Source organism: Microvirga medicaginis (genome assembly GCF_052658925.1).
On sequence record NZ_JBQWEL010000025.1, the window covers coordinates 12,074 to 36,307 of the forward strand.

At 64.4% G+C, this 24,234-nt stretch carries 27 protein-coding genes, 2 pseudogenes and 2 riboswitches; of the genes and pseudogenes, 14 read left to right on the plus strand and 15 right to left on the minus strand.

What is annotated here, in order from left to right; genetic code table 11:
* Positions 1 to 75: 75 nt before the first annotated feature.
* A complete protein-coding gene (locus ACUXUR_RS22935) occupies positions 76 to 1,368 on the minus strand; it encodes an amidase (RefSeq protein ID WP_445504671.1) in 1,293 nt (430 codons plus the stop codon).
* 276 nt (positions 1,369 to 1,644) lie between these two features.
* On the opposite strand from ACUXUR_RS22935, the gene ACUXUR_RS22940 reads away from it, so the two are divergent.
* A complete protein-coding gene (locus tag ACUXUR_RS22940) occupies positions 1,645 to 1,977 on the plus strand; it encodes a DHCW motif cupin fold protein (protein ID WP_445504672.1) in 333 nt (110 codons plus the stop codon).
* 208 nt (positions 1,978 to 2,185) lie between these two features.
* Here ACUXUR_RS22940 and thiC read toward each other — a convergent pair whose 3' ends face one another.
* Positions 2,186 to 4,033 (minus strand): phosphomethylpyrimidine synthase ThiC, encoded by a 1,848-nt coding sequence (gene thiC, locus ACUXUR_RS22945; RefSeq protein WP_445504673.1) that lies wholly within the window; start codon positions 4,031 to 4,033, stop codon positions 2,186 to 2,188.
* Positions 4,034 to 4,090: 57 nt separating this feature from the next.
* Positions 4,091 to 4,198: riboswitch (TPP riboswitch) on the minus strand.
* Between the two features lie 92 nt (positions 4,199 to 4,290).
* A riboswitch (TPP riboswitch) is annotated at positions 4,291 to 4,394 on the plus strand.
* Here thiC and thiM point away from each other — a divergent pair.
* The 4 genes from thiM to ACUXUR_RS22965 all read left to right on the plus strand — a co-directional run bounded on the left by thiM (position 4,385) and on the right by ACUXUR_RS22965 (position 7,707).
* Positions 4,385 to 5,173 (plus strand): hydroxyethylthiazole kinase, encoded by a 789-nt coding sequence (gene thiM / locus ACUXUR_RS22950; RefSeq protein WP_445504674.1) that lies wholly within the window; start codon positions 4,385 to 4,387, stop codon positions 5,171 to 5,173. (Overlaps the previous riboswitch by 10 nt.)
* Entirely contained in the window at positions 5,170 to 5,835 is a 666-nt protein-coding gene (gene thiE, locus ACUXUR_RS22955) for a thiamine phosphate synthase (protein WP_445504675.1), read from the plus strand. The genes thiM and thiE overlap by 4 nt, the downstream gene beginning before the upstream one ends.
* Complete coding sequence (gene thiD, locus ACUXUR_RS22960) at positions 5,832 to 6,632, plus strand: bifunctional hydroxymethylpyrimidine kinase/phosphomethylpyrimidine kinase (RefSeq protein WP_445504676.1); 801 nt, start codon at positions 5,832 to 5,834, stop codon at positions 6,630 to 6,632. Before thiE ends, thiD begins: the two co-directional genes overlap by 4 nt.
* On the plus strand, positions 6,616 to 7,707 hold the full coding sequence (locus tag ACUXUR_RS22965) for a TRAP transporter substrate-binding protein (RefSeq protein WP_445504677.1): 1,092 nt from the start codon (positions 6,616 to 6,618) through the stop codon (positions 7,705 to 7,707). The genes thiD and ACUXUR_RS22965 overlap by 17 nt, the downstream gene beginning before the upstream one ends.
* 189 nt (positions 7,708 to 7,896) lie before the next feature.
* On the opposite strand, the pseudogene ACUXUR_RS22970 reads toward ACUXUR_RS22965, so the two are convergent.
* Positions 7,897 to 8,352, minus strand: a pseudogene (locus tag ACUXUR_RS22970) (IS6 family transposase); the annotation flags it as partial.
* Between the two features lie 99 nt (positions 8,353 to 8,451).
* Between ACUXUR_RS22970 and ACUXUR_RS22975 the strand changes: the two are divergent.
* Positions 8,452 to 8,604: pseudogene (locus tag ACUXUR_RS22975) on the plus strand (IS256 family transposase); the annotation flags it as partial.
* A gap of 58 nt (positions 8,605 to 8,662) precedes the next feature.
* On the opposite strand, the gene ACUXUR_RS22980 reads toward ACUXUR_RS22975, so the two are convergent.
* The 4 genes from ACUXUR_RS22980 to ACUXUR_RS22995 form a co-directional block, all read right to left on the minus strand.
* Positions 8,663 to 9,361, minus strand: coding sequence for an IS6 family transposase (locus ACUXUR_RS22980; RefSeq protein WP_445504727.1), 699 nt, complete (start codon positions 9,359 to 9,361; stop codon positions 8,663 to 8,665).
* A 153-nt stretch (positions 9,362 to 9,514) separates the two neighbouring features.
* On the minus strand, positions 9,515 to 10,297 hold the full coding sequence (locus ACUXUR_RS22985; RefSeq protein WP_445504678.1) for a DUF2182 domain-containing protein: 783 nt from the start codon (positions 10,295 to 10,297) through the stop codon (positions 9,515 to 9,517).
* 23 nt (positions 10,298 to 10,320) lie between these two features.
* On the minus strand, positions 10,321 to 10,953 hold the full coding sequence (locus ACUXUR_RS22990) for a DUF1326 domain-containing protein (RefSeq protein ID WP_445504679.1): 633 nt from the start codon (positions 10,951 to 10,953) through the stop codon (positions 10,321 to 10,323).
* A 78-nt stretch (positions 10,954 to 11,031) separates the two neighbouring features.
* Positions 11,032 to 11,439, minus strand: a complete 408-nt coding sequence (locus ACUXUR_RS22995) for an NAD-dependent epimerase/dehydratase family protein (RefSeq protein WP_445504680.1) — start codon at positions 11,437 to 11,439, stop codon at positions 11,032 to 11,034.
* A gap of 220 nt (positions 11,440 to 11,659) precedes the next feature.
* Here ACUXUR_RS22995 and ACUXUR_RS23000 point away from each other — a divergent pair, with 220 nt between their 5' ends.
* Positions 11,660 to 11,866 carry a hypothetical protein gene (locus ACUXUR_RS23000; RefSeq protein ID WP_445504681.1) on the plus strand — a complete coding sequence of 69 codons (207 nt, stop codon included), beginning with the start codon at positions 11,660 to 11,662 and terminating at the stop codon, positions 11,864 to 11,866.
* A 68-nt stretch (positions 11,867 to 11,934) separates the two neighbouring features.
* Here ACUXUR_RS23000 and ACUXUR_RS23005 read toward each other — a convergent pair whose 3' ends face one another.
* The 4 genes from ACUXUR_RS23005 to ACUXUR_RS23020 all read right to left on the minus strand — a co-directional run bounded on the left by ACUXUR_RS23005 (position 11,935) and on the right by ACUXUR_RS23020 (position 15,753).
* Positions 11,935 to 13,299 carry a dihydrolipoyl dehydrogenase family protein gene (locus ACUXUR_RS23005; protein ID WP_445504682.1) on the minus strand — a complete coding sequence of 455 codons (1,365 nt, stop codon included), beginning with the start codon at positions 13,297 to 13,299 and terminating at the stop codon, positions 11,935 to 11,937.
* Between the two features lie 150 nt (positions 13,300 to 13,449).
* Positions 13,450 to 14,883 (minus strand): mercury(II) reductase, encoded by a 1,434-nt coding sequence (merA, locus tag ACUXUR_RS23010; protein WP_445504683.1) that lies wholly within the window; start codon positions 14,881 to 14,883, stop codon positions 13,450 to 13,452.
* A gap of 136 nt (positions 14,884 to 15,019) precedes the next feature.
* Positions 15,020 to 15,325: a cation transporter gene (locus ACUXUR_RS23015; RefSeq protein WP_445504684.1), complete on the minus strand. Its 306-nt coding sequence runs from the start codon at positions 15,323 to 15,325 to the stop codon at positions 15,020 to 15,022.
* Between the two features lie 11 nt (positions 15,326 to 15,336).
* Positions 15,337 to 15,753: a mercuric transporter MerT family protein gene (locus tag ACUXUR_RS23020; RefSeq protein WP_445504685.1), complete on the minus strand. Its 417-nt coding sequence runs from the start codon at positions 15,751 to 15,753 to the stop codon at positions 15,337 to 15,339.
* 71 nt (positions 15,754 to 15,824) lie between these two features.
* On the opposite strand from ACUXUR_RS23020, the gene ACUXUR_RS23025 reads away from it, so the two are divergent.
* On the plus strand, positions 15,825 to 16,373 hold the full coding sequence (locus ACUXUR_RS23025; protein WP_445504686.1) for a MerR family transcriptional regulator: 549 nt from the start codon (positions 15,825 to 15,827) through the stop codon (positions 16,371 to 16,373).
* Positions 16,374 to 16,485: 112 nt separating this feature from the next.
* On the opposite strand, the gene ACUXUR_RS23030 is transcribed toward ACUXUR_RS23025, so the two are convergent.
* Complete coding sequence (locus tag ACUXUR_RS23030; protein WP_445504687.1) at positions 16,486 to 17,163, minus strand: NrsF family protein; 678 nt, start codon at positions 17,161 to 17,163, stop codon at positions 16,486 to 16,488.
* Between the two features lie 2 nt (positions 17,164 to 17,165).
* Complete coding sequence (locus ACUXUR_RS23035) at positions 17,166 to 17,732, minus strand: sigma-70 family RNA polymerase sigma factor (RefSeq protein ID WP_445504688.1); 567 nt, start codon at positions 17,730 to 17,732, stop codon at positions 17,166 to 17,168.
* Positions 17,733 to 17,918: 186 nt separating this feature from the next.
* On the opposite strand from ACUXUR_RS23035, the gene ACUXUR_RS23040 reads away from it, so the two are divergent.
* The 6 genes from ACUXUR_RS23040 (at position 17,919) to ACUXUR_RS23065 (ending at position 21,233) form a co-directional block, all read left to right on the plus strand.
* A complete protein-coding gene (locus tag ACUXUR_RS23040) occupies positions 17,919 to 18,188 on the plus strand; it encodes a BufA1 family periplasmic bufferin-type metallophore (protein ID WP_445504689.1) in 270 nt (89 codons plus the stop codon).
* Between the two features lie 22 nt (positions 18,189 to 18,210).
* On the plus strand, positions 18,211 to 19,086 hold the full coding sequence (gene bufB, locus ACUXUR_RS23045) for an MNIO family bufferin maturase (protein WP_445504690.1): 876 nt from the start codon (positions 18,211 to 18,213) through the stop codon (positions 19,084 to 19,086).
* The gene (locus tag ACUXUR_RS23050; protein WP_445504691.1) at positions 19,070 to 19,855 is read left to right on the plus strand and encodes an HvfC/BufC family peptide modification chaperone; all 786 of its coding nucleotides are present in this window, start codon (positions 19,070 to 19,072) and stop codon (positions 19,853 to 19,855) included. Before bufB ends, ACUXUR_RS23050 begins: the two co-directional genes overlap by 17 nt.
* Positions 19,852 to 20,325 carry a DoxX family protein gene (locus tag ACUXUR_RS23055; RefSeq protein WP_445504692.1) on the plus strand — a complete coding sequence of 158 codons (474 nt, stop codon included), beginning with the start codon at positions 19,852 to 19,854 and terminating at the stop codon, positions 20,323 to 20,325. Before ACUXUR_RS23050 ends, ACUXUR_RS23055 begins: the two co-directional genes overlap by 4 nt.
* A gap of 75 nt (positions 20,326 to 20,400) precedes the next feature.
* Positions 20,401 to 20,598 (plus strand): thioredoxin domain-containing protein, encoded by a 198-nt coding sequence (locus ACUXUR_RS23060; protein WP_445504693.1) that lies wholly within the window; start codon positions 20,401 to 20,403, stop codon positions 20,596 to 20,598.
* A gap of 89 nt (positions 20,599 to 20,687) precedes the next feature.
* Positions 20,688 to 21,233 (plus strand): hypothetical protein, encoded by a 546-nt coding sequence (locus ACUXUR_RS23065; protein ID WP_445504694.1) that lies wholly within the window; start codon positions 20,688 to 20,690, stop codon positions 21,231 to 21,233.
* Positions 21,234 to 21,341: 108 nt separating this feature from the next.
* On the opposite strand, the gene ACUXUR_RS23070 is transcribed toward ACUXUR_RS23065, so the two are convergent.
* Entirely contained in the window at positions 21,342 to 21,836 is a 495-nt protein-coding gene (locus ACUXUR_RS23070) for a hypothetical protein (protein ID WP_445504695.1), read from the minus strand.
* A gap of 480 nt (positions 21,837 to 22,316) precedes the next feature.
* A complete protein-coding gene (locus tag ACUXUR_RS23075) occupies positions 22,317 to 24,233 on the minus strand; it encodes a potassium transporter Kup (RefSeq protein WP_445504696.1) in 1,917 nt (638 codons plus the stop codon).
* Position 24,234: the final 1 nt, after the last annotated feature.

Consider the following 24,234-nt stretch of genomic DNA (forward strand, 5'->3'; position numbering starts at 1 on the left):
CTTGCGCGGATAGTGCCATGCACACATTCTGCCGAACGACGATGCGGTGGTCCGCATGGACTGCCGCATTCGTTTTCAGGATGCGAAATTCCGTTCGACGCTCGCCGCGATTTCGAGCAGCTTCCTGTCCTGTCCGTTACGAGCCATCAGCATGAGGCCCACCGGGCGCTCTTGACCGGGGATCGGCAGGGAGATGCCGGTCAGGTCGAACAGGTTCCCGACCATGGTGTTGCGCAGGATCAGCAGGTTGGTCTGCCTGTAGAGCTGATCGTCCGCCAGCAGAGGCGCGATCGGCGGCGCTGTGATCGCAGTCGCCGGCATGACAAGAGAGTCGATGGACTTCAGGCGGTCATCCATCGCAGCAATCAGGGCATCGCGCTGACGTATCATGCGAATGTAGGCAGGCGCAGGCAACGTTGCGCTTAGGACGATCCGTCCCCGGACACGCGGATCGAATTCCTGGGCTTTCGAGTCGAGCCAATCCGCATGGATCTCAGCCGCTTCCACCGACGCGATGGAGGCCCGCGACGTCGCCTTTTCCATCTCCGCAACCAGATCGTCGATATCGATATCGACGATCCTGGCTCCGGCCTTCGATAGGCGTGTCAGGCTTTCCTCGAAGGCTTGAGCCACGATCGGCTCGGTTTCGGCGAACAGGCGACCGCGCGGTACGCCGATCCGCAGGCCCGCAAGCGGATAGGGATCGAGCACCCTCAGCTCCTCGCCGGCCATGATCGCATCGGCGAAGGCGCAATCCTGCACGGTGCGGCCGAGCGGGCCGATGGAGTCGAGGCTGTAGGACAGAGGAAACACTCCGTCGAGCGGCACCCGGCGCGCGGACGGCTTGAAGCCGACTATCCCGTTGAGCGCGGCCGGAATCCGCACCGAGCCTCCCGTGTCACTTCCGATGGAGATCTCGCTCGTGCCCTCGGCCACCGAGACGCCCGCACCAGAGGACGAGCCGCCTGGAATCCGCTCCGGGTCCACCGCGTTACCGGGAGTGCCATAATGCGGATTGAGGCCGAGACCGGAGAATGCGAACTCCACCATGTTCGTCTTACCGACGATCACGGCTCCGGCTTGCCGCAGGCGGCGCACGACGGTCGCGTCACTAGTGGCGGGTGCCGCATCGCGCAGGGCAACGGAGCCCGCTGTGGTGATTTCGCCAGCGACATCGAACAGATCCTTGATCGAGATGATCGCTCCATCGAGCGGCCCCAGCGAAACACCAGCCTGTCTTCGAGCATCGGACGCATCGGACGCTGCGCGAGCTGCATCTTCATACAACTTCAGGAACACACGCTCATTATCGGCTCTTCCGGCCAGTCGGGCCAGGATGCTTTCCAGCTTGTCTCTCGTCGTCCTCATGGCGCCACCAAATTGGGCGGCTCCCTTTGCCGCCTGTGACTGTGGTTAGTAATCGAGGAAAAACACGTTGCCAAATTTTTTGCGGCTTTTGCGCGGGTCTGCAGAAAATGCAATCCGGATCGTGGCACGACTCGATAAAGCTGTGGCTTCCGTCTATAGGTTTCAACCTATCCCCTGCGTCTCGTGTCGTTCGCCCGCTTCCTTGAGCATCGTCACATCACTACCATGCGAGACGATGGAGCGTCGATCGGCTTGGGTTAATTCTATGAGGCTTCCATGAAGATACCGGCACTGCCATTTACCGTCACAGACTGGGCCAACATGCCAACAACCGAACATGCTGGCGAAACGGGCAAGGCAGTCTGGCGGACGTTCACTGTCGGCGACCTGCGGGTCCGCCTGGTTGAATATATGCCGGGCTACGTTGCCGATCACTGGTGTGATCGCGGCCATGTGCTTTACGTTCTGAAGGGCGAGCTCGATACGGAGTTGCACGACGGACGCACGTTCAAGCTCACGCCGGGGATGAGCTATCAGGTATCTGACCATGGCGATGCCCCCCATCGGTCTTCGACCCGTACGGGAGCCAGGCTCTTTATCGTGGATTAGAGCTACTAAGTACAGCGTCGGAACTCATGTGGGATGTGCGCCAATGATGGTGCGCACTCTGTCCGGACTGTGATTGCAGTGTTCGAAGAAGGCTCTGGTGGCGGTGAGCAGGTCCTCCAGAGTGGCGAACAACTCGCAGTGTGCTCTCCCTTTCTGTAATGGACACGGACTTTCGAGATATGTGTCCGTGTCCACCGCAGACGCGACTTTAGCGCTGGTCAACGTAAAGCTCGCCTCCGCCCGCGAGAAATTCGTGGCTCTTGGCGCGCATGCCGGCCAACTGCTCTTGAGCCTCGGGACTCATCGCCGCGACCTCAGCCCGCAGATCCTGGGTGATCTTCATGGAGCAGAACTTCGGTCCGCACATTGAGCAAAAGTGAGCCACTTTATGCGCGTCCTTCGGCAAAGTCTCGTCATGATAAGCGCGCGCAGTATCCGGGTCGAGGGAGAGATTGAACTGATCCTCCCAGCGGAAGTCGAAGCGTGCTCGGGACAGCGCATCGTCCCTCACCTGCGCTGCCGGGTGCCCCTTTGCAAGGTCCGCCGCATGGGCCGCGATCTTGTAGGTGATGACGCCTGTCTTTACATCGTCCCGGTTCGGCAGCCCCAGGTGCTCCTTGGGCGTTACGTAGCATAGCATCGCCGTACCGAACCAGCCAATCATCGCAGCCCCGATGCCGGACGTGATGTGATCGTAGCCGGGCGCGATGTCCGTGGTAAGTGGACCGAGGGTGTAGAAAGGCGCTTCTCCGCACTCACGGAGCTGCTTGTCCATGTTCACCTTGATCTTGTGCATCGGCACATGGCCGGGCCCCTCGATCATCACTTGGCAGCCTTTGTCCCAGGCGACCTTGGTGAGTTCGCCCAGCGTCTCCAGCTCTGCGAACTGTGCCGCATCATTCGCATCGGCGATCGAGCCGGGACGCAGGCCATCTCCCAATGAGAACGAGACATCGTAGGCTCGCATGATGTCGCAGATCTCGTCAAAGCGCTCGTAGAGAAAGCTCTCTTTGTGATGTGCCAGACACCAGCGCGCCATGATCGAGCCGCCGCGGGAGACGATGCCCGTGACGCGGTTGGCGGTGAGCGGCACATAAGGCAGGCGTACCCCGGCGTGAATGGTGAAGTAATCCACGCCCTGCTCGGCCTGCTCGATCAGCGTGTCCTTGAACACCTCCCAATCGAGTTTCACCGGATCGCCCCCGACCTTCTCCAACGCCTGATAGATCGGCACCGTGCCAATGGGCACCGGCGAGTTGCGCATGATCCAGGAGCGGATGTTGTGGATGTTGCGGCCGGTGGAGAGGTCCATCACTGTGTCGGCACCCCAGCGGATCGCCCAGATGAGCTTTTCCACTTCGTCAGCTGCGGTCGAGACCACGGCGGAATTGCCGATATTGGCGTTGATCTTGACCAGGAAGTTGCGCCCGATCGCCATGGGCTCAAGTTCCGGGTGGTTGATGTTGGCCGGGATGATGGCACGCCCTCGGGCTACTTCCTGGCGCACGAACTCCGGCGTGATGAAGGACGTGATGGCAGCCCCGAAGCTCTCGCCATCGGCGATCTTCTCTTCCGCTTCTTCCAGCATCACCTTGCGGCAGAGGTTCTCGCGATGCGCGACGTAGATCATCTCCTCCGTGATGATCCCGGCGCGGGCGAACTCGTACTGCGTTACGCTCTGACTAGGCGCGGCACGACGCACGACGCGCTCAGCCGGGCATGGCGCCACAAGCGCATCGGCCGAGACATTTCCGTTGTCCTCAGGCTTCACCGGCCGCGCCTCGACCGCCACATAGTTTCGCGCGGCAATCCAGGGCTCGCGCACGAGCGGCAGCCCCTTGTCCAGATCGATGCTCGCATCGTCCTGGGTATAGGGACCAGAAGGATCGTAAACACGCACAGGTGCTTCGTTAGGTTCGGTGAGACGAATCTCGCGAAACGGAACCCGGATCCCGGGGTAGCCTTCCGGCGCGGCATAGACCTTGCGCGATCCTTGGATCGGGCCGGTGGTGACGGATTGGGGAGCGCCTTTGGGCTTGTCGACGTGAACGGTCACTGGATCTCTCCTCTTGGAAAAGGGAGATCCGGGCAAAGCGAGCTGAGGGATTCTTGTCGTGCTCGATAGTTCCAGTCCCTCCGCCGGTATGACCCGGATCAGGTTCAAGGGTCACGGCGGATCAGCCGACTCTCAGCCCCTCACAGGGCTCCCCTCGGAACAGCGCGAATACTCCGCGAGACACACATTGCTGTCAACCAGCATTGGGCGTGTGCGAGAGGATCCTTGTCAAATGAGGACGATGAGATTATCTCGCAGATATCTCCTTGGGGTGCCCGTCCGGGCTGAGAGGTCTTTTCGAGACCAACCCATCGAACCTGATCCGGATCATGCCGGCGGAGGGATTGCGAGATGACGAGCGCACCAGCGTCTGCACCAGACGCGTTCCATCTTCCAACACTGGCCGGGTTTCTGCTCGAGCGCCTCCGCGGCGAGCGCGCGCGTGTGCATGCGATCACGAATGCGGTGGCGCAGACCCTCACGGCCAATCTTCTGCTCGCTGCCGGCGGCATTCCCTCTCTGAGCGTCGCGCCAGAGGAAGTTCCAGCCTTCACATGTCGCTCCGCTGCACTGCTCGTCAATCTTGGGACTCTCGACAATAACCGGCGTGCCGCCATTCCTGAAGGCATTGCTATTGCGCGCACCTATGCTAGGCCCTGGGTGCTCGATCCTGTTTTTGTTGAGTCCTCGCCTCTCCGCCTGGAATTCGCCCGCGCCTGTCTCGCGGGCAAGCCGCATGTCCTGCGCTGCAATGCAGGAGAGTTTGTAGCTCTTGCCGGAGGCGTGGCGACGCCCGAGACCGTGCAGGCCTTCGCGAGAGCCCACGGCACGATCGTTGCCCTCACCGGTGCTGTGGATCTGATCGCAGATGGCACACGTCTCATCCGCATCGAGAACGGTCATCCCCTGATGTCCCGCGTGACCGCCATGGGATGCGCCGGAACAGCCCTCGTGGCAGCCTTCACGGCCCTGCACGACAACGCACTCGAAGCGGCGGCCGCGGCCCTGCTCGTCACCGGTGTCGCGGGAGAGATCGCCGCGCGTGACGCAAATGGACCGGGCACGTTCCAGCCCGCCTTCCTCGACACGCTTTTCAACCTCGATACGCCAGCCCTCATCACCTGTGGGAGAGTTTCATGAGCCCCGTCGATCTCAGGCTCTACGGCATCATCGACCCGGAATGGACCGGCGGCCGGGACCCGATTGAACTCGTGCGACAGGCTGTTGCAGGTGGCGCCACGCTCATCCAGTACAGGGACAAGCATGCCGAGGGCCGCCGCCTTGTGGAACTGGGCCGCGCTCTGAAGGCGGCGCTTGAAGGGACCGGCGTGCCCCTCCTGGTCAACGACCGCATCGATATCGCGCTGGCCACAGGCGCCGATGGCGTTCATCTCGGACAGGAGGATATACATCCTAGAGATGCGCGCAATTTGCTGGGCCCCCACGCAATCATCGGGCTGACGCTCAAGACGCCGGAGCAGGCCGACGTGATGGTGCACTTGCCGGTCGATTACGGCTGTATCGGCGGCGTCTTCGCGACCGTGAGCAAGAACAATCCCTCCCCGCCTATCGGGCTCGACGGGCTGCGCGCAATCGTGGCGCGGACCAAGCGCGGGAGCCGCTGTCCGGTCGGCGCCATCGCGGGCATCGACACCTCGAATGCGGAAGCGGTCATCGCCGCAGGCGCTGACGGAATCGCCGTCATCTCGGCCATCTTCATGGCTCCTGATCCACAAGCCGAGGCCCGGCGGCTCCGGCAGATGGTGGATCGAGCGCTGGCATCGCGGAGTGTCCCGGCATGACAGCCATTGCAGTCACCATCGCGGGTTCGGACTCGGGCGGCGGAGCCGGAATCCAGGCGGATCTGAAGACCTTCTCGGCTCTTGGTGTCTACGGTGCAAGTGTCATCACGGCGCTGACGGCGCAAAACACCATGGGCGTTCAGGGTATTTACGACGTTCCGCCGACTTTCGTTGCGCAGCAGATCGCCAGCATCTTCTCCGATCTCTCTGTCAATGCAGTGAAGATCGGCATGCTGTCCCGACCCGCCATCATCGAAGCCGTAGCAGAGGGCCTTGAGCGCCATCATGCGACACAAATCGTGCTCGATCCCGTAATGGTGGCGGCCAGCGGTGACCGTCTGCTCGCACCGGAGGCTGTCGACGCCTTACGCCGCGTCCTACTTCCCAAGGCGCTGATCGTCACACCCAATCTGCCAGAGGCTGCGGCCCTTCTCGACGAGCCAATGGCCTCCGACGAACCTGCAATGTGCCGACAGGCCGAGCGTATCCTTGCACTCGGCCCTAAGGCCGTTCTGGTGAAGGGTGGGCACGGCGCAGGAACGGAAAGCACCGATATCCTCCTGGACGCTCAGGACGTGCGGCGCTTCTCGGCACCCCGCGTCAATACGCTTAACACCCATGGCACTGGTTGCACGCTATCCTCCGCTATCACGGCCGGGCTCGCCAAAGGTCTGACGCTCGACGACGCGGTTGCGATGGCCAAGAGCTTCATCAGCGCTGCCATCGGCGCTTCAAGCCAACTCCAGATCGGACGCGGGCACGGGCCCGTGCATCACTTCCATGCCCACTGGTCCTAAGCTCTCACGCCGCACGGCGCTCGGCGTCGGGATCGCCGCTCTCGCCGCGCCGACCGTCGTTCGCGCTCAGCCTCTGCACTGGCGAATGGTCACGTCCTGGCCGAAAGGCCGCACCGGTCCCGGCATCTCCGCGAAGCGGATTGTTGAGCGCATCAATGCCATGAGCGGCGGGCGGCTACAGATCGACCTCTTTGCGGCCGGTGAGATCGTGCCGCCGTTTGCGGTGCTCGATGCGGTCTCGAACGGCACCGTCGAAATGGGGCACACAGCAGCGCTCTACTGGCAGGGCAGGATGCCGGCGGCAGGGTTCTTCACGAGCGTCCCGTTCGGCCTCGGGCCTATCGAGCACCAAGCCTGGATTGAGTTGCGGGATGGGCAGGCACTTTGGGACGAGCTCTACAAGCCTCACGGCGTTCGGGCTTTCCTCGCGGGGAATACAGGCCCCTCGATGGGGGGATGGTTCCGGCGCAAGTTGAATGGCGTGGAGGATCTGAAAGGCATGCGCTTGCGCGTGCAGGGCCTAGGGGCAGAAATCTACGCTAAGCTCGGTGCCGTGCCGATGACGATCTCCGCCGGCGACCTGCTCCCGGCGCTTGAGAAGGGCTCCATTGATGCCGCAGAGTTTCTGGCACCGGCAACGGATCTGGAGACAGGTCTGCCGAAATATGCATCTTTCTATTACGCACCCGGGTTCAACAAGCCGAACGGCGCCAGCGAGCTTCTGATCTCGCTTTCGGCATGGGACCGGCTCTCGCCGGACCTGCGCAGCATCGTGATCGAAGCCTGCAGGGCCGAACATACCCTGGGCCTTGCCGATGCCTACCAGACCAACGCCGCGGCGCTGACGGAGATTCTCAGCCGATATCCAGTTCGCCTCGAAGCTTTCCCCCGCTCCATCATAGATGCGGCCCAAATGGCTTCAGTGCAACTTCTCACAGAGATCGCCTCCACTTCCCCTCTCGCCGGTCAAATCGTCGAGAGCTACAGGAGCGCTCAACGCGATTTGCGCGGCTGGTCGGCGCTTGCAGCTGATATGTCCAGAGCTAACACGCGCGCAGCCTCAGTCGCACAGTAAGTGACTGCTGGAGGGAATCGAAGGACTGCTTCGGGTCACGCACTGACGATCCCCTGCCCTCTGGGAACGTCCGCTGTTCCTCGCGAGAGCAGACCCTCGGTCTACTTCCGAGAAGTGCCATAAGGGGTCATTTCGGGTTCCGTTGCAACTCCTGCGGTGGGTCAAGCGACGGTTGGGCGGAGCCTGAAGTCAAGCAGCGGCATTGAACAGAGCCGCAATAAAGTCGCCCTGAGTCCTTATGTCGTGTGCTGGTGCGCTCACAACGTGCCCCTTGCGGATCATCGCCATGACCTCGTAGCCCGCAATGGTCCGAGATGCAGACACAAAGCCCTTGAAGCCCAACCCTGGCCTGACCAATCGTTTGATGCGCCGATGATCCTGCTCGACGATGTTGTTGAGAAATTTCACCTGTCGTAGCTTTGAGAAACGCCAGAGTTCTCCACCCCGTTTCATGGCTTTCAGTGCGAAGGGGTACGCGGCGTTCTTGTCGACCGTGATGGTACGCGGATTGACTGTATGCGGCTGCTTCAGGGCTTTGCAGAAGAAGCGCTTGGCTGCCGCCACATCACGCTTGGGCGAGAGCAGAAAGCCAATTGTTTGCCCGCGAGCATCGACGGCGCGGTAGAGATAAACCCATTCACCCTTTGAGCTATGGCGGAAAGTGGGTGATGCTGGATTGAGAAAGGCGGCGTATCGAGGCGGGTGACGAGCCTGCCAGAACCTCTGCGAGAGAGCGATACGCCTATGACAGAACCTACCAATGTTTTACGCCTGCGTCAGCCCGATGCGGTTGACGATCCCCTGACGGGTATCCTGCGAGTGGGCGCCCGCAAGCTGCTGGCCCAGGCCATCGAGATCGAGGCTGAGGCCTTTCTCGCCAGCATGCGCGACCTGAAGCGGATCCGTCGCAAATTTGGCTAGGCTGCAAAGTGGGACCGGAATTGCGTGTGATCACTCACGCGGTAAGCATCTCGAACTGCTCTGCGAGCGGCGGTTGCGGATTGCGGGCATACTTCGCCTGCTGTTTGCGCATCATGTGCACCATCTCGATCCCGCCCAGGATCACACGGGCAGTGCGCGTGGATTTGAACCCGAGCATGGGCCTGGTCCGCCGCTTGATGGCCCGATGATCCTGCTCAATCCGATTATTGAGATAGGCGCTTTGGCGGATGCGAATGGGCTTCAGATCACGCCGTGTTCTGTCTTCAAGTCGGTCCGTCGTGCCGCAAGACAGGATCGCCTCACGGTTCGTCTGGCTGCCGTCGATGACAATCCTCTCGGGACGGCCATGCCGTTTGAGAGCCTTGCGCAGGAACCGCTTGGCAGCAGTCAGGTTGCGGCGCTCACTGAACCAGAACTCGACGGTGTCGCCATTGCTGTCAATGGCGCGATACAAGTACATCCAGTGCCCGCGGACCTTGATGTAAGTTTCGTCAATGTGCCACTTGCCAGTGACGGTCCGCTTGCGTGAATTGAAGCGATCCAGCAGTTCGGGCGAGTAGCGAATGATCCATCTGTGAATGGTCGCGTGGTCAACCGAGATGCCACGCTCGGCCATCATCTCCTCCAAGTTTCGGAGGCTCAGGCTATAGGCCAGATACCACCGCACGCACAGCAGGATCACTGAGCGATCGAAGTGACGGCCTTTGAACATCATGCACCTCCGGAGTTTGCCAGAGGGGTAGACCGAACTCAGTTACTAACGGGTTTGCGACAGTTCCGCTGCGACGGCAATCAGAACACACGCAACGGCTATTACAACGTCGGGCGCATGCTGAAGGGGATGGTCGCCGGACTGCTCGGCCGTTCAGACGAGCGACAGCAGAGTGGCGCCGCCCCAGGCCATCAGCGCGGCTCCCGCTGCCCGGCCGATCCAATGCCCTCCCGGCGCCGTCTTCTCGATCAGGACGACGAGCGTGAGCACCGCGATCCAGAGCAGGTTCATGACGCCGCCGACGAAGAGCAAAAGCATCAGTATCCCGCAGCATCCGAGGCAGAACAGGCCGTGGCGAGCCCCCATCGCCACGGCACCCCGGGCGCCCGCGCGCCAGTGGACGAGGAGGAAGTCAAGCGGCGAGCGGCACTGCCGCAGGCAAGCCTGCTTGAGCGGCGTCCACTGGTAGAGACCGGCCGCAACGAGCACGAGGCCAGCAACCGCGACGCTGGTCGTCGCCATCAGGGGCGACAGCAGCAGCGCCGCATCCAGCCCCCATTGCAGCGTCGCCGCCAGGAGGCCGAAGACCGCCCACACCGCGACATAGCCAAGGGCGAAGAAGCCGGCGGCGGGCGCCGCCGCGCTCTGCTGCCGGCGCCGGCGCGCGATCGTCGCGTAGAGCAGGATGACCGGCGCGGCGCTCGGCAGCATCATCGCCGCCATCATCACGACCCACATGGCCACGATCAGCCCAAAGTAGCCCGGCGGCCACGGCATGGGCGTCATCGGCATGACCATGTCGCCCATGGCCTGCATGTCCATGCCGGTGCGCTGGAATAAATAGAGCCACGACAGCGCGACAACGCCAAGCAGGCCGCCGATCACGATCAAGCGGTCACGGCGCAGCACCGATGCAAGGACCGATGTCTCCGACACGGGCGCCCCCACTCCGTAGGCCGTCAGGCGGCGACGCCGTCCGGGGTCTGCACCACATGGGCGAGCGTGCTGTGGCCGCCCTTGGTCTCGAAGCGAATCGCGCCGGTGCTGCGGATATTGGAGGAGGCGATCTCGCCGACCCGATGCTCGAAGCCTTCGGGCATCACCACCTGGATGCGGTGGTCTGCGCCGGTGACCGGGTTCTTGATCGGCTCGACCTCGGTCTCGAGCACTCCGGGAACGACGATCCGCGCAACGCGCGCTTCCTGGTCGAAGCGAACCTCGATAGGCGCGAAGATCGGGTCATGCATCTTCGTGACGATCAGGCTGAAGATGTGGAAGAGCGTGCCTTCCGCCGAGTTCTGCCCCGACAGGATGCCGAAGAGCGCCTCGCGCTGCTCGGGAGTGGCACGTTCGTCGATGATGGGCTGGGCCTGACCGTTGCCCTCGTGCAACGCCCCCGGGAAATGCACGGTGACGAAGAAGCTCAACCCGTCGAGCCGGACGTCCCCGAAATGGCCCTTGGTGATGCGCATCCCGAGCAGACCGTCGCAAGAGCCCCGCGTCGGCGGCGCGTTGAAATCGCAGGGGCAGCCATAGGCGCAGGTGCAGTTCTTGATCCACTCGCCTTCCAGACGCCAATCGGTACGTGGCATGGACACCTCCTCCTCTGGACCCTGTTGGCGGGGCTGGGCAACGAGCGCGTCCTCAGGAGGGGACGGTGCCGACCCCGATCATCGGCTCAGATGGCTGCTGCACCTCGTTCTCCCCATGGGGTCTGGCGGGGCACCATCCGCTGCCATGCTGGGCAGTATAGCAAGAACCGTGGCTCGCTGCGAGTGGCTAAGTTCGGCTGCGGGCTTGGCCTCGCCGAGAAGGAGCGGCAATTCCGGGGGAGGTCCCGCCGTCGGTCGGACGACCCGGGCAATGGCCTCGGCGAGGTCGTCGAGATGAACGAACGATGGCCCGGCGCAGTGCAAGCCGGGGTAGAAATGGGCGATGAGCCGATGCTCGGAGATGCGCGCCACCGGCTCGGCGATGAGCGGCGAGTGAACCGGGTCGTAGACGCTGGCGATGCGCAGCAGCGCCTCCGTGCGCACCTTCGACGCGGGATAGGCCCGCAACGGCTTGTGCTCCAGCATCGTGCTGGCCTCTACGAGCTTCTCCACCCTGAATGCGTGTAACCCATCACCCAGCCTTCGGGTGGCCCTGGGCCGTGATCTTGTCGGAGAGCGGGTGTCACTCGGCGTCCGTCCAGCATCGCCACGGCCGGGGCTGCCATGCCTTCGCGTTCGCGTAGCGCGCGGTATCGGGCCTGACGACGGCCCTCTCTTGGCATATCGTCGAGACAGGAAGGTGATCATGGGTGCCCATCGTTCGCTCGGCCAAACAATTCTCGCCGCCTTCAGGCAGGCCGTCGCGGAGGATCGCCCGGATGTGGCGGATCACCTTCTCCGTGCCCTCGAAACCTTGGAAGCGGAGCCGATGCCCGGCTCCCCTCTGGCCGAAGCCTACACAGCACTTGCCAAGATCCCGAGACGCCGCAGGCGCCCGAGGCAAACCCATTGATCGACATGTGTCTCCGACCTTGCGCAGGACCCTTCCGCGCGTGGCTCTCATGGAGCCGTCCGCTTGGCCTACAGCATGCAGCCGATGTCGGAAGCTCCCGTCGGATAGGCAAACATGGTTGACTTGAGGGCATCAGCCGTCAGCCCGTGCCGGATGGCCAGGCCAAACAGGTTGATCACCTCGTCGGCATGCGGCCCGACGAGATGAGCGCCGAGGATGCAGCCGCTGTCCTCCTCGACCAAGACCTTGAACCCGTACACGGTCTCGGCGAGACGGCGGGCCGTGTACCAGTCCGGCACCTTTTGGCTTTGCATGCGAAACCTGCGGCCTTGCTCACGCGCCTCCTGCTCGCTCAAGCCGACGCCGGCGATGGGCGGGATGGTAAAGGCGACGCTCGGAACGCCGCGGTAGTCGGGCCGGTGTCGATTGCCGTCGAGGAGGTTGCGCACGACGACCTTGGCATCGTGGCTCGACACCGGCGTGAGCGGCGGCCCGATCCGGGCGGCATCGCCGGCGGCATAGACGGCCGGGTTGGAGGCGCTCTGGAGGAACTCGTTGAGCTTCAGGTACCCGCGCCCGTCCCGTTCGACACCGGCGGCCTGGAGGTCGAGGGAATCGAGATCCGGAATGCGCCCGGCGGCATGCACCACCAGATCGGCCTCGACCGTTACGGGCTGCCCCCCATTGGCGTTTGCCCAGGCCCGGACCAAGAAGCCGTCGTTCGTCCGTTCCACGCCCTCGACACAGGTCCAGGTACGCACGTCGATGCCGACGTCGCGGAACTTCTCCATCAGCCAGCGGACGAGATCGGGATCGAAATGGGCCAGCAGGCGCTCACCCCGTTGCAGGATCGTGACCTTCGCGCCGGCGCGGGCCGCGATGTGCGAGAACTCGGCGGCGATGTAGCCGCCGCCGACCATCACGATCCGCTCCGGCAACTCCTCCAGTTCGAGGAAGTCCTCGTTCGTGATCATGAATTCCTCACCTGTGAAGCCGAGCGGCGCCGGCCGCGCTCCGGCCGCGATCAGGATGTGGCGCGCCTCGAGCCGATCCCCGCCGTCGAGCTCGACCGCGTTCGGGCCGACGAAGCGGGCTTGGGCGTGGTACGCATCGATGCCCTTGTCGGCATAGCGTCGTTCCTGCTTTTCCGGCACCGGGCCGGTGAACGTCCGTTTGAACGCGATGAGGTCGCGCCAAAGGATCCGGGCGTCGGCGGCCGCCACCCCGCGTCCCGTCATGCGCCACACGTCGTCGATGACCTGCGCCCCGGTCACCAGCATCTTCTTGGGGTCGCAGCCGCGCAGGGCGCAGGTGCCGCCGAACGGCCGGTAATCGGCAACAGCCACCGTCCGGCCTGCGGCGCCCATCCGGTGGCTCGCCACCATCGCGGCGGTTCCCGAGCCAATGACGATCAGGTCGTAGTTCTTGGCCATGGCATGGCTCCCATCGTGCCTGAGCCCAACGGATCTGGAGCGGCTCCAGGTTCCGTGGCCGGCACGCGGTCCCTCGAGGTTGTCGCATGGGACGGCCCAGCCATCAGGGTGGGCTCCCGCGAACCCGGTCACCTCACTGGCGGCTGGCCGCTAACCGGCACAGCAGGACAGCTTGCCGATAGCCCTGTCGAAGGCCTGGGCGGCGAGCTTGAGCCCCTCGACGGTGGTCAGGTACGGGAAGATCGTCTCCGCCAGATCATCGATCGTGAGCCCGCCGCGGATCGCCATGGCCGCGGTCTGGATGCTGTCCGCGCCCTCGGGCGCCAGGATGTGGGCTCCGAGCAGCTTGCGGGTGGCGCGGTCCGCCACGAGCTTGATCAGGCCGCGCGTGTCGCGGGCAGCCAGTGCCCGGGGCACGTTGTCGAGCGAGAGCACCGAGGTCCGCACGTCATGTCCGGCGGCACGGGCCTGCGCCTCGGTCAGGCCGACGCTCGCGACCTGCGGATCGGTGAAGACCACCGCCGGCATGGCCGAGTTGTCATAGCGCAGACTGTCGCCGTTCAGGGCATTCCTCGCCGCGAGCTTCGCGCCGTAGGCGGCCATGTGGACGAACTGGTCCTTGCCCGTGACGTCACCTGCCGCGTAAACGCCTGCCTTGGTGGTGCGCATGCGGTCGTCCACAAGGATGGCCCCCGTGGGGGTCTGGGCGACACCCGCCTCCGCCAGCCTGAGGCCCGCCGTGTTGGGTGTACGGCCTGTGGCGGTCAGGATGCGCTCGGCGGTGATCGTCTGCGGACACCCGTCCCTGACAACGGTGAGCGCGACTCCACCCTCGGTCTTGCGAACAGAGTCATAGGCCAAGCCGCCCAGGGTCGTGATGCCCTCGTCGGCCAGGTAGCCGGCCAAGGCCGTGCCGATCTCGGGCTCGGCCTCAGGCAGAAGGCGGCTGCGGAAGACGAGAGTGACCTCGACCCCGGCGCGGGCGAAGGTTTGGGCGAGCTCGGCCCCGATGTAGCCGCCACCGACCACGATCATCGAGCGGGGCAGCTCGGTCAGGGACAGGACCGCTGTGCTGTCGAGCGGGGACACGTCCGCGATGCCCGGGATGGTCGGCAGGGCGGGCCGCGTTCCGGTCGCGATGATGATGCGGTCCGAGACGAGGCGCCGGCCGACGGCCTCCACGCCGCCGTCAACGAGCCGGGCCTGGCCCTCGTGGTAGGCCACGTTGTTGTAGGCCGGCAGGAGGTCGGCGTACTTGGCTCGGCGCAGGCTCGTGACGAGGTCATCCTTCTGGGCGACCAGGGCCTGCCAGTCGGCGACCCGCGCGGTTCCGTCGATCCCGGCAAAGCGTGACGCCGCGTTGGCGTGGTGCACTGCCTCGGCCGCCCAGATCAGGGCCTTGGAGGGCACGCAGCCGACATTGACGCAGGTGCCGCCGATCGTGCCATGGCCGACGAGGGTGACCTGCGCGCCCTGCTCGGCGGCCGTGATGGCGGCGGAGAACCCGGCCGACCCGGCTCCGACGACCACAAGGTCGTAGCGGTCGTTGCCGTGCTTCGCGCCGGTGGCGCAGTAGTTACTCATGGCCTCAACTTTCGTGTGCTTCTTTCGTGTGCTTCCGCCCGGCTCGCAGCAGCCAAGCGGCGGGGGCGAATCAGCCGCGGCGGCATAGCCCAACCGCGAGTCCCGGCGAGGCAAGGACGAGATCCGGGCTCAATGTTCATGAGGCTCCCTTCGCGTCCGTTACAGTCGAGGGATAGCCGGCATTGGTTGTCGCCTGGGTCAGCGCCTCGGGCGTGACCTTCTCATCGTCGAAGATGACGATTGCCGTCGCAGTGCCGCCTTGCTCCACGACCGTGACTTGGCTGACACCCAGAACGCGGGAGAGCACCCTCTTCACGATCGGGGCGCAGGTCACACAGCTCACGTTCTCGACTTCGAGCGTGACCGTGCGCGGCGCGCCTATGGCCGCGCCCGTGAGCATCAGGGCCGAGGCGGTCAGGGCGGTCCGAAACAGGGTCTTCATTGCAGGTCTCCTCAGAGGCTGATCAGCAGCGGGGCGGTATAGGGAAAGGTGACGGCCGCGAGGACGAGCACGGCAGCCGCCCAGAGGCCGATCCTGGCGATACGGTTCGATCCTGGCCGGGCGCAGGAGCTTCCGGGCGCACAGGCCGCCTTGGGGTAGCGATAGACCCGCCAGAAGCCAAACGTCAGGAAGGCCACGGCCACGGCCACAAAGGCCGGCTGGTAGGGCGCCAGTGCGGTCAGGTTGCCGATCCAGGCCCCACTCACCCCGAGGCCGAAGAGCACGAGGGGCAGAATGCAGCAGGACGAGGCTCCGACCGCGGCCAGAAGGCCTCCGGCCGCCAGCAGACCCTGGGTGTCGCGCGGAGCGGCCGCGCCCTCCTGTCGGCTTGCCAGGTCGCCTGCCCCCGCGCGGGTCAATTCACGCATCGAACAATCTCCTTTACGTCGATGCAGCCAGCGTGCATCCTGTAGTGGCTACAGGAGCAAGGGCTTGCTCGATGGACGCGATCACGCATTCGCGAGGTGAGACATTCCCGATTGGCGAGTTGTCACGGCTCACCGGGGTCAACATCGAGACAATCCGATACTACGAAAGGATTGGGATGCTACCCGCTCCTCCTCGCACGGAAGGCGGCCGCCGGGTCTATGACCAGTACCATGCGCGCGTGCTGGCCTTCATCCGGCGGGGCCGCGAACTCGGGTTCACGCTGGACGAGATCAAGGCGCTTCTGGCGCTGGGCGGCCCGGGGCGGGCGCCGTGCAGCGAGGTTCGCGAGATCGCCACGAGGCACCTGGACGACATCCGCGCGAAGATCGCCGATCTCAGCAAACTTGAGCGGCTGCTCGGGCAAACCCTCGACCGGTGCGAAGGAGGCACCGCACCCGAATGCCCCGTGCTCGATATTCTCTCGCCCGAGCTGCCGGGGGAAGCATGGACTCAGGCACTGGATCCCAAGCCGACCCGCAAGCCTCAAAGGCAGTCTGACCGCAACGCCTTCGCTGGGAAGCCTGTGCCGTCAGGCTGGCCAACACGGTCGAGGCGGTGACGTCTTCCAGCAGACGTGTGCGTGTATTGATGAAGGCGTGGATATCCCACTCCTCCATTGACGGTTTTAGTAATCAAGGATGGATGCCCGGCTTCAAGCAGTAGCCTTCCGATCAATGGGGCGCGGAGCGCCGCAGCAGGCCGGTCGGATCGGGCCAGCGCAGGACCCGCCGGCCGATCCAGCCGGCCACCGCCGCCAGCGCGGCGACGCTGCCGAGATGCCAGACCAGCACCATCAGGCTGATGTCCCCGACGTGGTAGATCTGCATCCCCGCCTGCGCGAGCGCGCCGACCGCCAGTCCCGCCAAAGCGAGCGTCACGCGGGGGAAGAGCGGCGCCCCGCGGCGGAGCATGACCACCATGGCAATCGCGGGCACGATGCCGACCAGGGACGCGGCCGGCAGGCAATCCCAGTCGATGCGCAGCCGCAGCCCCTCCGGACCAAGCGCCCGCCAATCCTGAAGACAGCCATAGCCGAGGCTGGCGAGCCAGATCGCGAGCGGCACGATCGGAAGCAGGCAAATCGCGCGGCTTCGTCCCGGAACCGTGCAGGCGAACGCCGCCGCGGCCGCCAAGATCGCCGTGGCAAGGGCGGCGACCTGTTCCACCTGGAAGCGGGGATCGGCGAGCAGCATTGCGAGGTCCGGGCGCGGCGACATCAGGATGACGACGAACGCATCGTACGGAATTGCCATGGCCAGCCACAGGCCCGTCCGCTTCCACGGGCTGGCAAGCGGGTGCACCGGCGTCGCGTCCGCCGCGAGCTGATGGATCAGGCCATCCGTCTCCATGCTCAGGACTCCGCGGCCAGTATGCGGCGCAGGGCCCTGATTCCCCGATGCACCGCCACCTTCAGCGCACCGATGCTCATCCCGCTCGCGGCGGCCGCCTCCTTCAGGCTCAACTCACGCAACTTCAACATCTCGATGGCCTCGCGCTGTCCGGGCGGCAGCATACGGATCGCTTGAACCAGCGCCCCCGGATCGCCATAGCTTTCTTCCTTATTCGCGGTTTCGTCGGAAAAGGTTACAGGCACCTGCTCGACCGCGACCTCATGGACCGCCCGGCGGGCGTACCGCCGGGCGCCGTCGGCCACGCGGTTGTGCATGATTCCGAACAGCCAAGGCAGGAACGGACGTTGCGGGTCGTAGGTCGCGCGCACGGCATGCAGAGACAACAGGACGTCCTGCACGAGATCCTCCACGTCCTCCGGTTTCAGGAACCGAAGCTGCCGCTGGATCCTGGCCCGCAGCAGCGGCGTGAGTTCCTGCAGCAAACGCGCATACGCCGCGCCATCCCCATTCTGGGCTGCACGCATCAGGCTGGAGAGCCGAAGTTCCGCTTCCTCGTGCCGATTCATGCCTGAACCATATGGGACTGCCGTTCTATTGGCGGAGGTTGCGAGCGGCTTGCCGCGCTCGCACGGAAAAATCCCGTGACTCGACATGTAACCTTTTCGGCGGCTCCGGCGAAATCACTCTCAGGTGAGCCGGATGGGCTTGCCGTCAGGCGGTCAGAGGGACCGCCCTCGAACGGAGGATTGACCATGAGCAACCGTGTCCTGATCGCCTCGGCGCTGGCCGCCGCTGTCGCTGCCCCAAGCCTTGCGTCCGCCCAGCAACCTGCACCGCCGCCCCCCTTCCAGGCCGAGAAGTGCTACGGCATCGCCAAGGCCGGCCAGAACGACTGCGCCTCGACCGGCAACAACTCCTGCGCCGGAACCGCAAGGGTCAATGCCGACCCGAAAGCGTGGGTCTATGTCCCAGCCGGCTACTGCGACCGGATCGTCAACGCCAGCAAGACGCCAAAGGCCTGATCACGCAACTGGAGGAGTGGCCATGACCACGGGAACCCGCCTTCCGACCGGAGCCGGCGTCGGCCTCAGGCTCCCGCATCTCGCCGAGGTCGTGGCCACCCGCCCGCCGGCGGCGTGGCTGGAAACCCATCCGGAGAACTTCCTCGCCAACCCGCACGCAACCGAGCTTCTGACCAGGGTCGCGGCCCACTACCCGATCTCGGTCCACACGGTTGGCGTCTCGATCGGCAGCGCCAAGGGGATCGACTGCCATCACCTCCGGCGGGTGCGCGGCCTCATCGCTCGTGTCGACCCGGTCCTCGTCTCGGGCCATCTCGCCTGGTCGACGCACGAGGGCGAGTACCTGAACGACCTGCTGCCCCTGCCTTACGACGAGGAAACCCTCGCGCTGCTCGTCCGGCATGTCGATGAGGTGCAGGAGGGGCTCGGGCGACCCTATCTCGTGGAGAACCCGTCGTCCTATGTCGGGTTCGGAACGTCGACGATGACCGAGGTCGAGTTCCTCTCGGAGCTGGTGCGGCGGACCGGCTGCCGGCTCCTGTGCGACGTGAGCAACGTGTATCTCAGCGCCCACAACATGGGCTACGACGCCTACGCCTATCTCGACGGCCTGCCGGTGGATGCAGTCGGTGAGCTTCACCTCGGCGGCTTCACGCCGGAAGAGGATGAAAGCGACCCGGGCAGTACGCTCCTGATCGACACCCACGCGTCTCCGATCACCGGTCCGGTCTGGGACCTGTATGCCCATGCCGTCCGCCGCTTCGGGCCAGTGCCGACGATGATCGAGTGGGACAATGACCTGCCGCCATTTGCGACCCTCCTAGCGGAGGCGGCGAAGGCCGATGTCGTAGCCACCCAGGCTCGCCATCCGGAGAACCGCCGTGCCGTCGCTTGCTGACGTCCAGACCTGGATCCGCGATGCGGTCGTCCTCGGGGCGATCGCGGACGTCGCTCCGCTGCTGGTCGGCGGGGGCGATCCGATCGCCCGCCTGGCAATCCACCGCCGCCACTACGAGGCCAGTCTCGTGGAGGCCATCCTTCGCCGCTTCCCCGGCGTGGTCTGGCTGGCGGGCGAGACGTTCACGCGCGCCGCCGCCGCGGATTTCGTTCGCTGGTTCCCGCCCGCGGCTCCCTGCATCGCCGAATATGCCGAACACTTTCCGGACTTTCTCGCGCGCTGTGTCGGTACCGAGCAGATGCCGTACGTGCAGTGGTTTGCCCGCCTCGAATGGCATCTGGGACAAGTGGCATTAGCCATCGACGAGCCCCCGCTGCACGTGCAAGGACTCGCCGCTTTCGAGCCGGCCGTTCTTCCCGATCTCGTCCTTGGCCTCCAAGGCGGCCTGCGTTTCCTTGAGGCACCGTGGCCGGTCGATGACCTGGCAATGCTTCACCTCACCGGGGCGGCACCAGACCGGTTCGTGTTGCAACCCACAGCGGTTTGGTTGCAGGTCCGCGGAGCGCGCGGGAGCATTCGGATCGATCGGCTTGACCCAGGGACCTTCGCTTTCCGAAGCGCCATTGCGCAGGGGCTCCCGCTCGGCGGCGCCGCCGAGCAGGCGCTCGACAGCGATCCCGCATTCGATCCCGGTGGGGCCCTGACGTCGCTGCTTGCCGACGATCTCGCCATCTCCGTCAAACGCACATCCGAGGGAGAGCAATCATGACTGCCCTGGCACAGAGTCATCCTGGATTCATTGCAAGTGTTCGGGCGCCCTTCGTCTCCGCCCGCGCTTGGCTGGAGCGGTTCCCGCTGTCCATCCTCCAGCTCGGCCTGCGGATCGGGATCGGCGCGGTGTTCTTCAAGTCCGGCCTCCTGAAGATAAACTCCTGGGAATTCGCCGTGAAGCTGTTCCAGGACGAGTACAAGGTCCCGCTGCTGGATCCGGTGTTCGCGGCGCAGCTCACCGCTTTCGTCGAGCTCACGGTTCCGGTGTTCCTGTTCCTCGGACTAGCGACCCGGCTGGCAACGCTCCCGCTCCTCGGGATGATCCTCGTCATCCAGATCTTCGTGTACCCCCAGGCCTGGACCGAACACCTGATGTGGGCCTCGATGCTGGTGTTTCTGCTGACGCGCGGCCCGGGAGCGCTGTCGCTCGACCACCTGATCGAGCAACTGCTAACAAGAGGGGGATAGAGCATCGTGCCGTTTCGCTGAATGAAACCCTGCGGCTCTCGTTGAGACCTTTAATCTCAGTTACGGAGATCAGCCATGGCCGTTGCCCGCGCCGAGCATCCCATGAGGGACTACCTCTACGAGCGTGTCACATTCCGCGTCCTGGCTGAGGACATGAACTTTGGCGAGGATGCGCCCCGCCCCGGGGACCGTCTGCCCGATTTCGATCTGCCCACGACCGACGGGCCGCGCTTGCGCACAAGGGACTTCGTCGGCAGCAGGCCGATCCCCTGATCACGGGATCGCTGACCTGCCCGATGACAGCTAGTTCGAACCCCATTCTCAAGAGACTGTACGCCCGGTTCGGTTCCCGGATCCAATTCGTGATGCTGCACGTTCGGGAGGCTCACCCTGGAGAGCGCTACGAGCAGGTCCGGTCGTTTGACGAGAAGATGCAGCACGCCCGCGAGTTGCAGACCCGTGATCGCCTGCCGTGGCCGGTTGCCGTCGACGACGCAGAGGGAAGCGTTCACCATGCCTTGGACGAAAAGCCGAATGCGGCGTACCTGACGGATCGCAATGGCACGATCGTCTTCCGTTCGCTCTGGATTGGGGACGAGTGGGGCCTCTTTGAGGCTCTGGAGAGTGCCGCGCATGGCGAACGCCCGCGCGAGCAGGAAAGCTGCCGCCCGCTTGTCCCTATGGGAAGGGGCATCGGCGTGATGCGCGACATGGTCCACCGATCCGGACCCCGTGCGGAGTGGGACATATGGCAGGCAGCGCCTCCGATGGCGGAGGTGGCCTGGCTTGCGGACTTGTATCGGCCGCTCCCGCCCGTCTGGCGGATGGCGGCAGCACTGGCGGCGCTTAGCGTCGTGGTTGGCGCTGGCATATCCCTGATGATGCGCACCAGCGCCCGTAGGACGTGATAGCGGCGGCTCGGCATCATTTGCGGTGTTGGCCTGGAGCGACGGCATACCGATCAGGCAATGCTGGATCTTTCGCTCCATGGCCGTTGAGTGGCTCGTTTGACGTCATCAGGGGATGAGCGCAGCGGGAGTACTGGCCAATGCGCGATAGGTCCAAGCGAGCACCACCCCGAAGGCGATATGGCTCACAGTGCCGATCCAACCACGAGCTTCTGCGAACCACGGGAACACAGCGGTGAAACCATAGAAATTGACGACGTAGAGGATGAACCCGAACACGGCGCCTGCGACAACGGCCGCAACTGTCGTCAGATTCCACGCTGATATAATCGCTGTGAGAATGAAGGCGTAGACAATCGACAGTACGATATGGATGATCATGGCCACCATGATCACTCCGATATCGAAGGTTGCGGGCGGGGGCAGGACTCCCGGCCCCAGCGCGATCGCGGCGATCATGCGCGGTGGACCCCAGAAGCCCATTCCGGCCAAAGCCATCAAGATCATCTCCATCATCATGAAGACCGCCCCGGCGATCAGGCCGGCCCATACGGTGGCTTTCCAGTCGAGTTGCTTCGCTGACGTGATGGCTGCATAGGTCATGACCAGGATACTCCTCCTTGGGTGAGCCTAGGCACCCACACCGCCGCGGTCAGGGCGACGCGGGTGCGGGCATGAATGCGGCACCCATGCAAGCCACATCAACATGCTTGATCGGCGTTCGCGCCTGCTGCTGGGGCCTCATATCTCTTTTCGCAGGCAGGCTCCCAAAGGTTACAGCCGGTCGCGACGATTTCCCTTGATGTGCAACACCGTCTGCCGGCCCGTTCCGGTCGTGATTGAGCGCATGGACGCTAAGGACGTGTGCCGTCCCTGGTGCGAGACGGAGCCATGAGCGTGCCCCGCAGTTCGGCCCGTATCGGCCGTGAGAGTCTGAAGGGCCGCTTAGGGTCAACCTTTCACGCTCCGGCCGCCCAATAAATGTCAGCTCCTGAGCGCATAGGCGGACCAATCGCTCACGTCTCAGAAGTGCCATTTTAGGACATTCCAGGTGCTCTTCGCGACCATCGGCCAAGAGCCAACTCAAACAGTCACCTGGGTGCCCACCTCCACCACCCGCCCGGTGGGGATCTGGAAGAAGTCCGTTGCGTTGCTGGCCGACTTGGCTAGGCTGATGAACAGCTTGTCCTGCCAGAGCGGCATGCCCCCGTGGACCGATGGCCGGATTGAGCGGCGCGAGACAAAGAACGACGTCGCCATGATGTCGAACTTGAAGCCCTGCTTGCGCAGGAGGGCCAACCCGCGCGGGATGTTCGGCGCCTCCATGTAGCCGAAGGTCATGGTCGCGCGCCAGAACGAGTCGCCCAGGTGCTCGATCCGGACCCGCTCGTTGTCGGAGATCCGCGGCGCATCCTCGGTCCTGACCGTCAGGATCACGTTCTGCTCGTGCAGGATCTTGTTGTGCTTGAGGTTGTGCAGCAGCGCCGAGGGAGCCGTGTCGGGATCGCTCGTCATGAACACGGCCGTGCCCTTCACCCGATGCGGTGGGCTTTTTTCCAGCATCTGCACAAGTTCGAGGAGCGGCACGTCGGTCTTGCGCGTCTTCTCGAATAGGATGCGCGTGCCGCTCCGCCAGGTCAGCATGAGCAGGACCAGCAGCGCACCGACGAGCAGCGGCATCCAGCCGCCCTGCGGGATCTTCAAGGCATTGGCCGCGAGGAAGATCGTGTCGACCACCAGGAAGGGCACGATCACGGCGGCCGAGGCCCAGACGGACCACTTCCAGAACCGCCAAACCACAAAGAACGCCATGACGGCGGTGACCACCATCGTTCCGGTGACCGCCAGCCCATAGGCGTGCGACAGGGCGCTCGAGCTCCTGAACATGACAACCAGAAGCAACACGGCGCCCAGGAGCAGGAAGTTGATCTTCGGCACGTAGATCTGACCCTTCTCGGTCTCGGACGTCCAACGGATCTCCATTCGCGGCAGCAGGCCCAACTGGATGGCTTGCTGCGTAATCGAGAACGCGCCGGTGATCACCGCCTGGCTGGCGATGATCGTGGCGAGCGTCGCCATGCCAACCATCGGGAACAGCGCCCAGTCAGGATAGAGCAGGAAGAACGGGTTCTCGATCTTGGCCGGGTCCGCCAGGAGCAGGGCACCCTGGCCGATGTAGTTCACGGCGAGGCAGGGCAGGACCAGCCCCAGCCACGCAGTCTGGATCGGCCGCCGGCCAAAATGGCCCATATCGGCGTACAGCGCCTCGGCGCCGGTGACGGCCAGAAACACCGCGCCCAGGGCGAACAGGCCCGCCTTCCCGTGCGTGGCGAGAAACACGATCCCGTAGGTCGGGCTGATCGCCGCCAGGATGCTCGGGTCATCGGCAATATGAACAAGCCCGCCGACCGCCATGAGCACGAACCACACCGCGGTGATCGGGCCGAACCAAGCGGCGACCCGGGCGGTGCCGTGGCTCTGCACGGCAAACAGGCCAACCAGGATCACGAGGCTGAGCGGCAGGACGTAGTGCTCGAAGGCGGGACTTGCGACCGTCAGACCCTCGACGGCCGAGAGCACCGAGATAGCCGGCGTGATGATGGCATCGCCATAGAACAGGGCGGCGCCGATCATGCCGAGCAGAGTGATCACGAGCACGTTGTGGCCCATGGCCTTCTGCGCGAGCGCCATGAGGGTCAGCGTGCCGCCCTCGCCGTTGTTGTCGGCGCGCAGGATGAACAGCACGTACTTGATCGTCACGATGACGATCAGCGCCCACAGGATCAGCGACACGATGCCGAACACCATCTCGCGGGTGACAGGACCGCCCGCGGCCGCGGCCGAGAGTGACTCCTTCAGCGCATAAAGCGGGCTCGTGCCGATGTCGCCGTAGACGACGCCGAGCGTGCCGAGCGTCAGGATCCAGAATCCGGATCCATGGGGCGTGGTGCGTCCGGCTGCTTCAGCGGAATCCTGCCGCGGTGATACCGTTGTAGCCATA

Bases quoted from the DNA above. Each gene is read 5' to 3' on its own strand.
- merA (WP_445504683.1), bottom strand. From the start codon at position 14,883: ATGAGTAACTACTGCGCCACCGGCGCGAAGCACGGCAACGACCGCTAC.
- ACUXUR_RS23005 (WP_445504682.1), bottom strand. From the start codon at position 13,299: ATGGCCAAGAACTACGACCTGATCGTCATTGGCTCGGGAACCGCCGCG.
- ACUXUR_RS23075 (WP_445504696.1), bottom strand. From the start codon at position 24,233: ATGGCTACAACGGTATCACCGCGGCAGGATTCCGCTGAAGCAGCCGGA.
- ACUXUR_RS23060 (WP_445504693.1), top strand. From the start codon at position 20,401: ATGGCCGTTGCCCGCGCCGAGCATCCCATGAGGGACTACCTCTACGAG.
- ACUXUR_RS23015 (WP_445504684.1), bottom strand. From the start codon at position 15,325: ATGAAGACCCTGTTTCGGACCGCCCTGACCGCCTCGGCCCTGATGCTC.
- ACUXUR_RS22990 (WP_445504679.1), bottom strand. From the start codon at position 10,953: ATGCCACGTACCGATTGGCGTCTGGAAGGCGAGTGGATCAAGAACTGC.
- ACUXUR_RS23070 (WP_445504695.1), bottom strand. From the start codon at position 21,836: ATGACCTATGCAGCCATCACGTCAGCGAAGCAACTCGACTGGAAAGCC.
- thiM (WP_445504674.1), top strand. From the start codon at position 4,385: ATGACGAGCGCACCAGCGTCTGCACCAGACGCGTTCCATCTTCCAACA.
- ACUXUR_RS22995 (WP_445504680.1), bottom strand. From the start codon at position 11,439: ATGCTGGAGCACAAGCCGTTGCGGGCCTATCCCGCGTCGAAGGTGCGC.
- ACUXUR_RS23000 (WP_445504681.1), top strand. From the start codon at position 11,660: ATGGGTGCCCATCGTTCGCTCGGCCAAACAATTCTCGCCGCCTTCAGG.
- ACUXUR_RS23030 (WP_445504687.1), bottom strand. From the start codon at position 17,163: ATGGAGACGGATGGCCTGATCCATCAGCTCGCGGCGGACGCGACGCCG.
- bufB (WP_445504690.1), top strand. From the start codon at position 18,211: ATGACCACGGGAACCCGCCTTCCGACCGGAGCCGGCGTCGGCCTCAGG.
- ACUXUR_RS23040 (WP_445504689.1), top strand. From the start codon at position 17,919: ATGAGCAACCGTGTCCTGATCGCCTCGGCGCTGGCCGCCGCTGTCGCT.
- ACUXUR_RS22940 (WP_445504672.1), top strand. From the start codon at position 1,645: ATGAAGATACCGGCACTGCCATTTACCGTCACAGACTGGGCCAACATG.
- ACUXUR_RS22980 (WP_445504727.1), bottom strand. From the start codon at position 9,361: ATGTTCAAAGGCCGTCACTTCGATCGCTCAGTGATCCTGCTGTGCGTG.
- ACUXUR_RS23025 (WP_445504686.1), top strand. From the start codon at position 15,825: ATGGACGCGATCACGCATTCGCGAGGTGAGACATTCCCGATTGGCGAG.
- thiE (WP_445504675.1), top strand. From the start codon at position 5,170: ATGAGCCCCGTCGATCTCAGGCTCTACGGCATCATCGACCCGGAATGG.
- ACUXUR_RS22935 (WP_445504671.1), bottom strand. From the start codon at position 1,368: ATGAGGACGACGAGAGACAAGCTGGAAAGCATCCTGGCCCGACTGGCC.
- ACUXUR_RS22965 (WP_445504677.1), top strand. From the start codon at position 6,616: ATGCCCACTGGTCCTAAGCTCTCACGCCGCACGGCGCTCGGCGTCGGG.
- ACUXUR_RS23035 (WP_445504688.1), bottom strand. From the start codon at position 17,732: ATGAATCGGCACGAGGAAGCGGAACTTCGGCTCTCCAGCCTGATGCGT.
- ACUXUR_RS23055 (WP_445504692.1), top strand. From the start codon at position 19,852: ATGACTGCCCTGGCACAGAGTCATCCTGGATTCATTGCAAGTGTTCGG.
- ACUXUR_RS23020 (WP_445504685.1), bottom strand. From the start codon at position 15,753: ATGCGTGAATTGACCCGCGCGGGGGCAGGCGACCTGGCAAGCCGACAG.
- thiD (WP_445504676.1), top strand. From the start codon at position 5,832: ATGACAGCCATTGCAGTCACCATCGCGGGTTCGGACTCGGGCGGCGGA.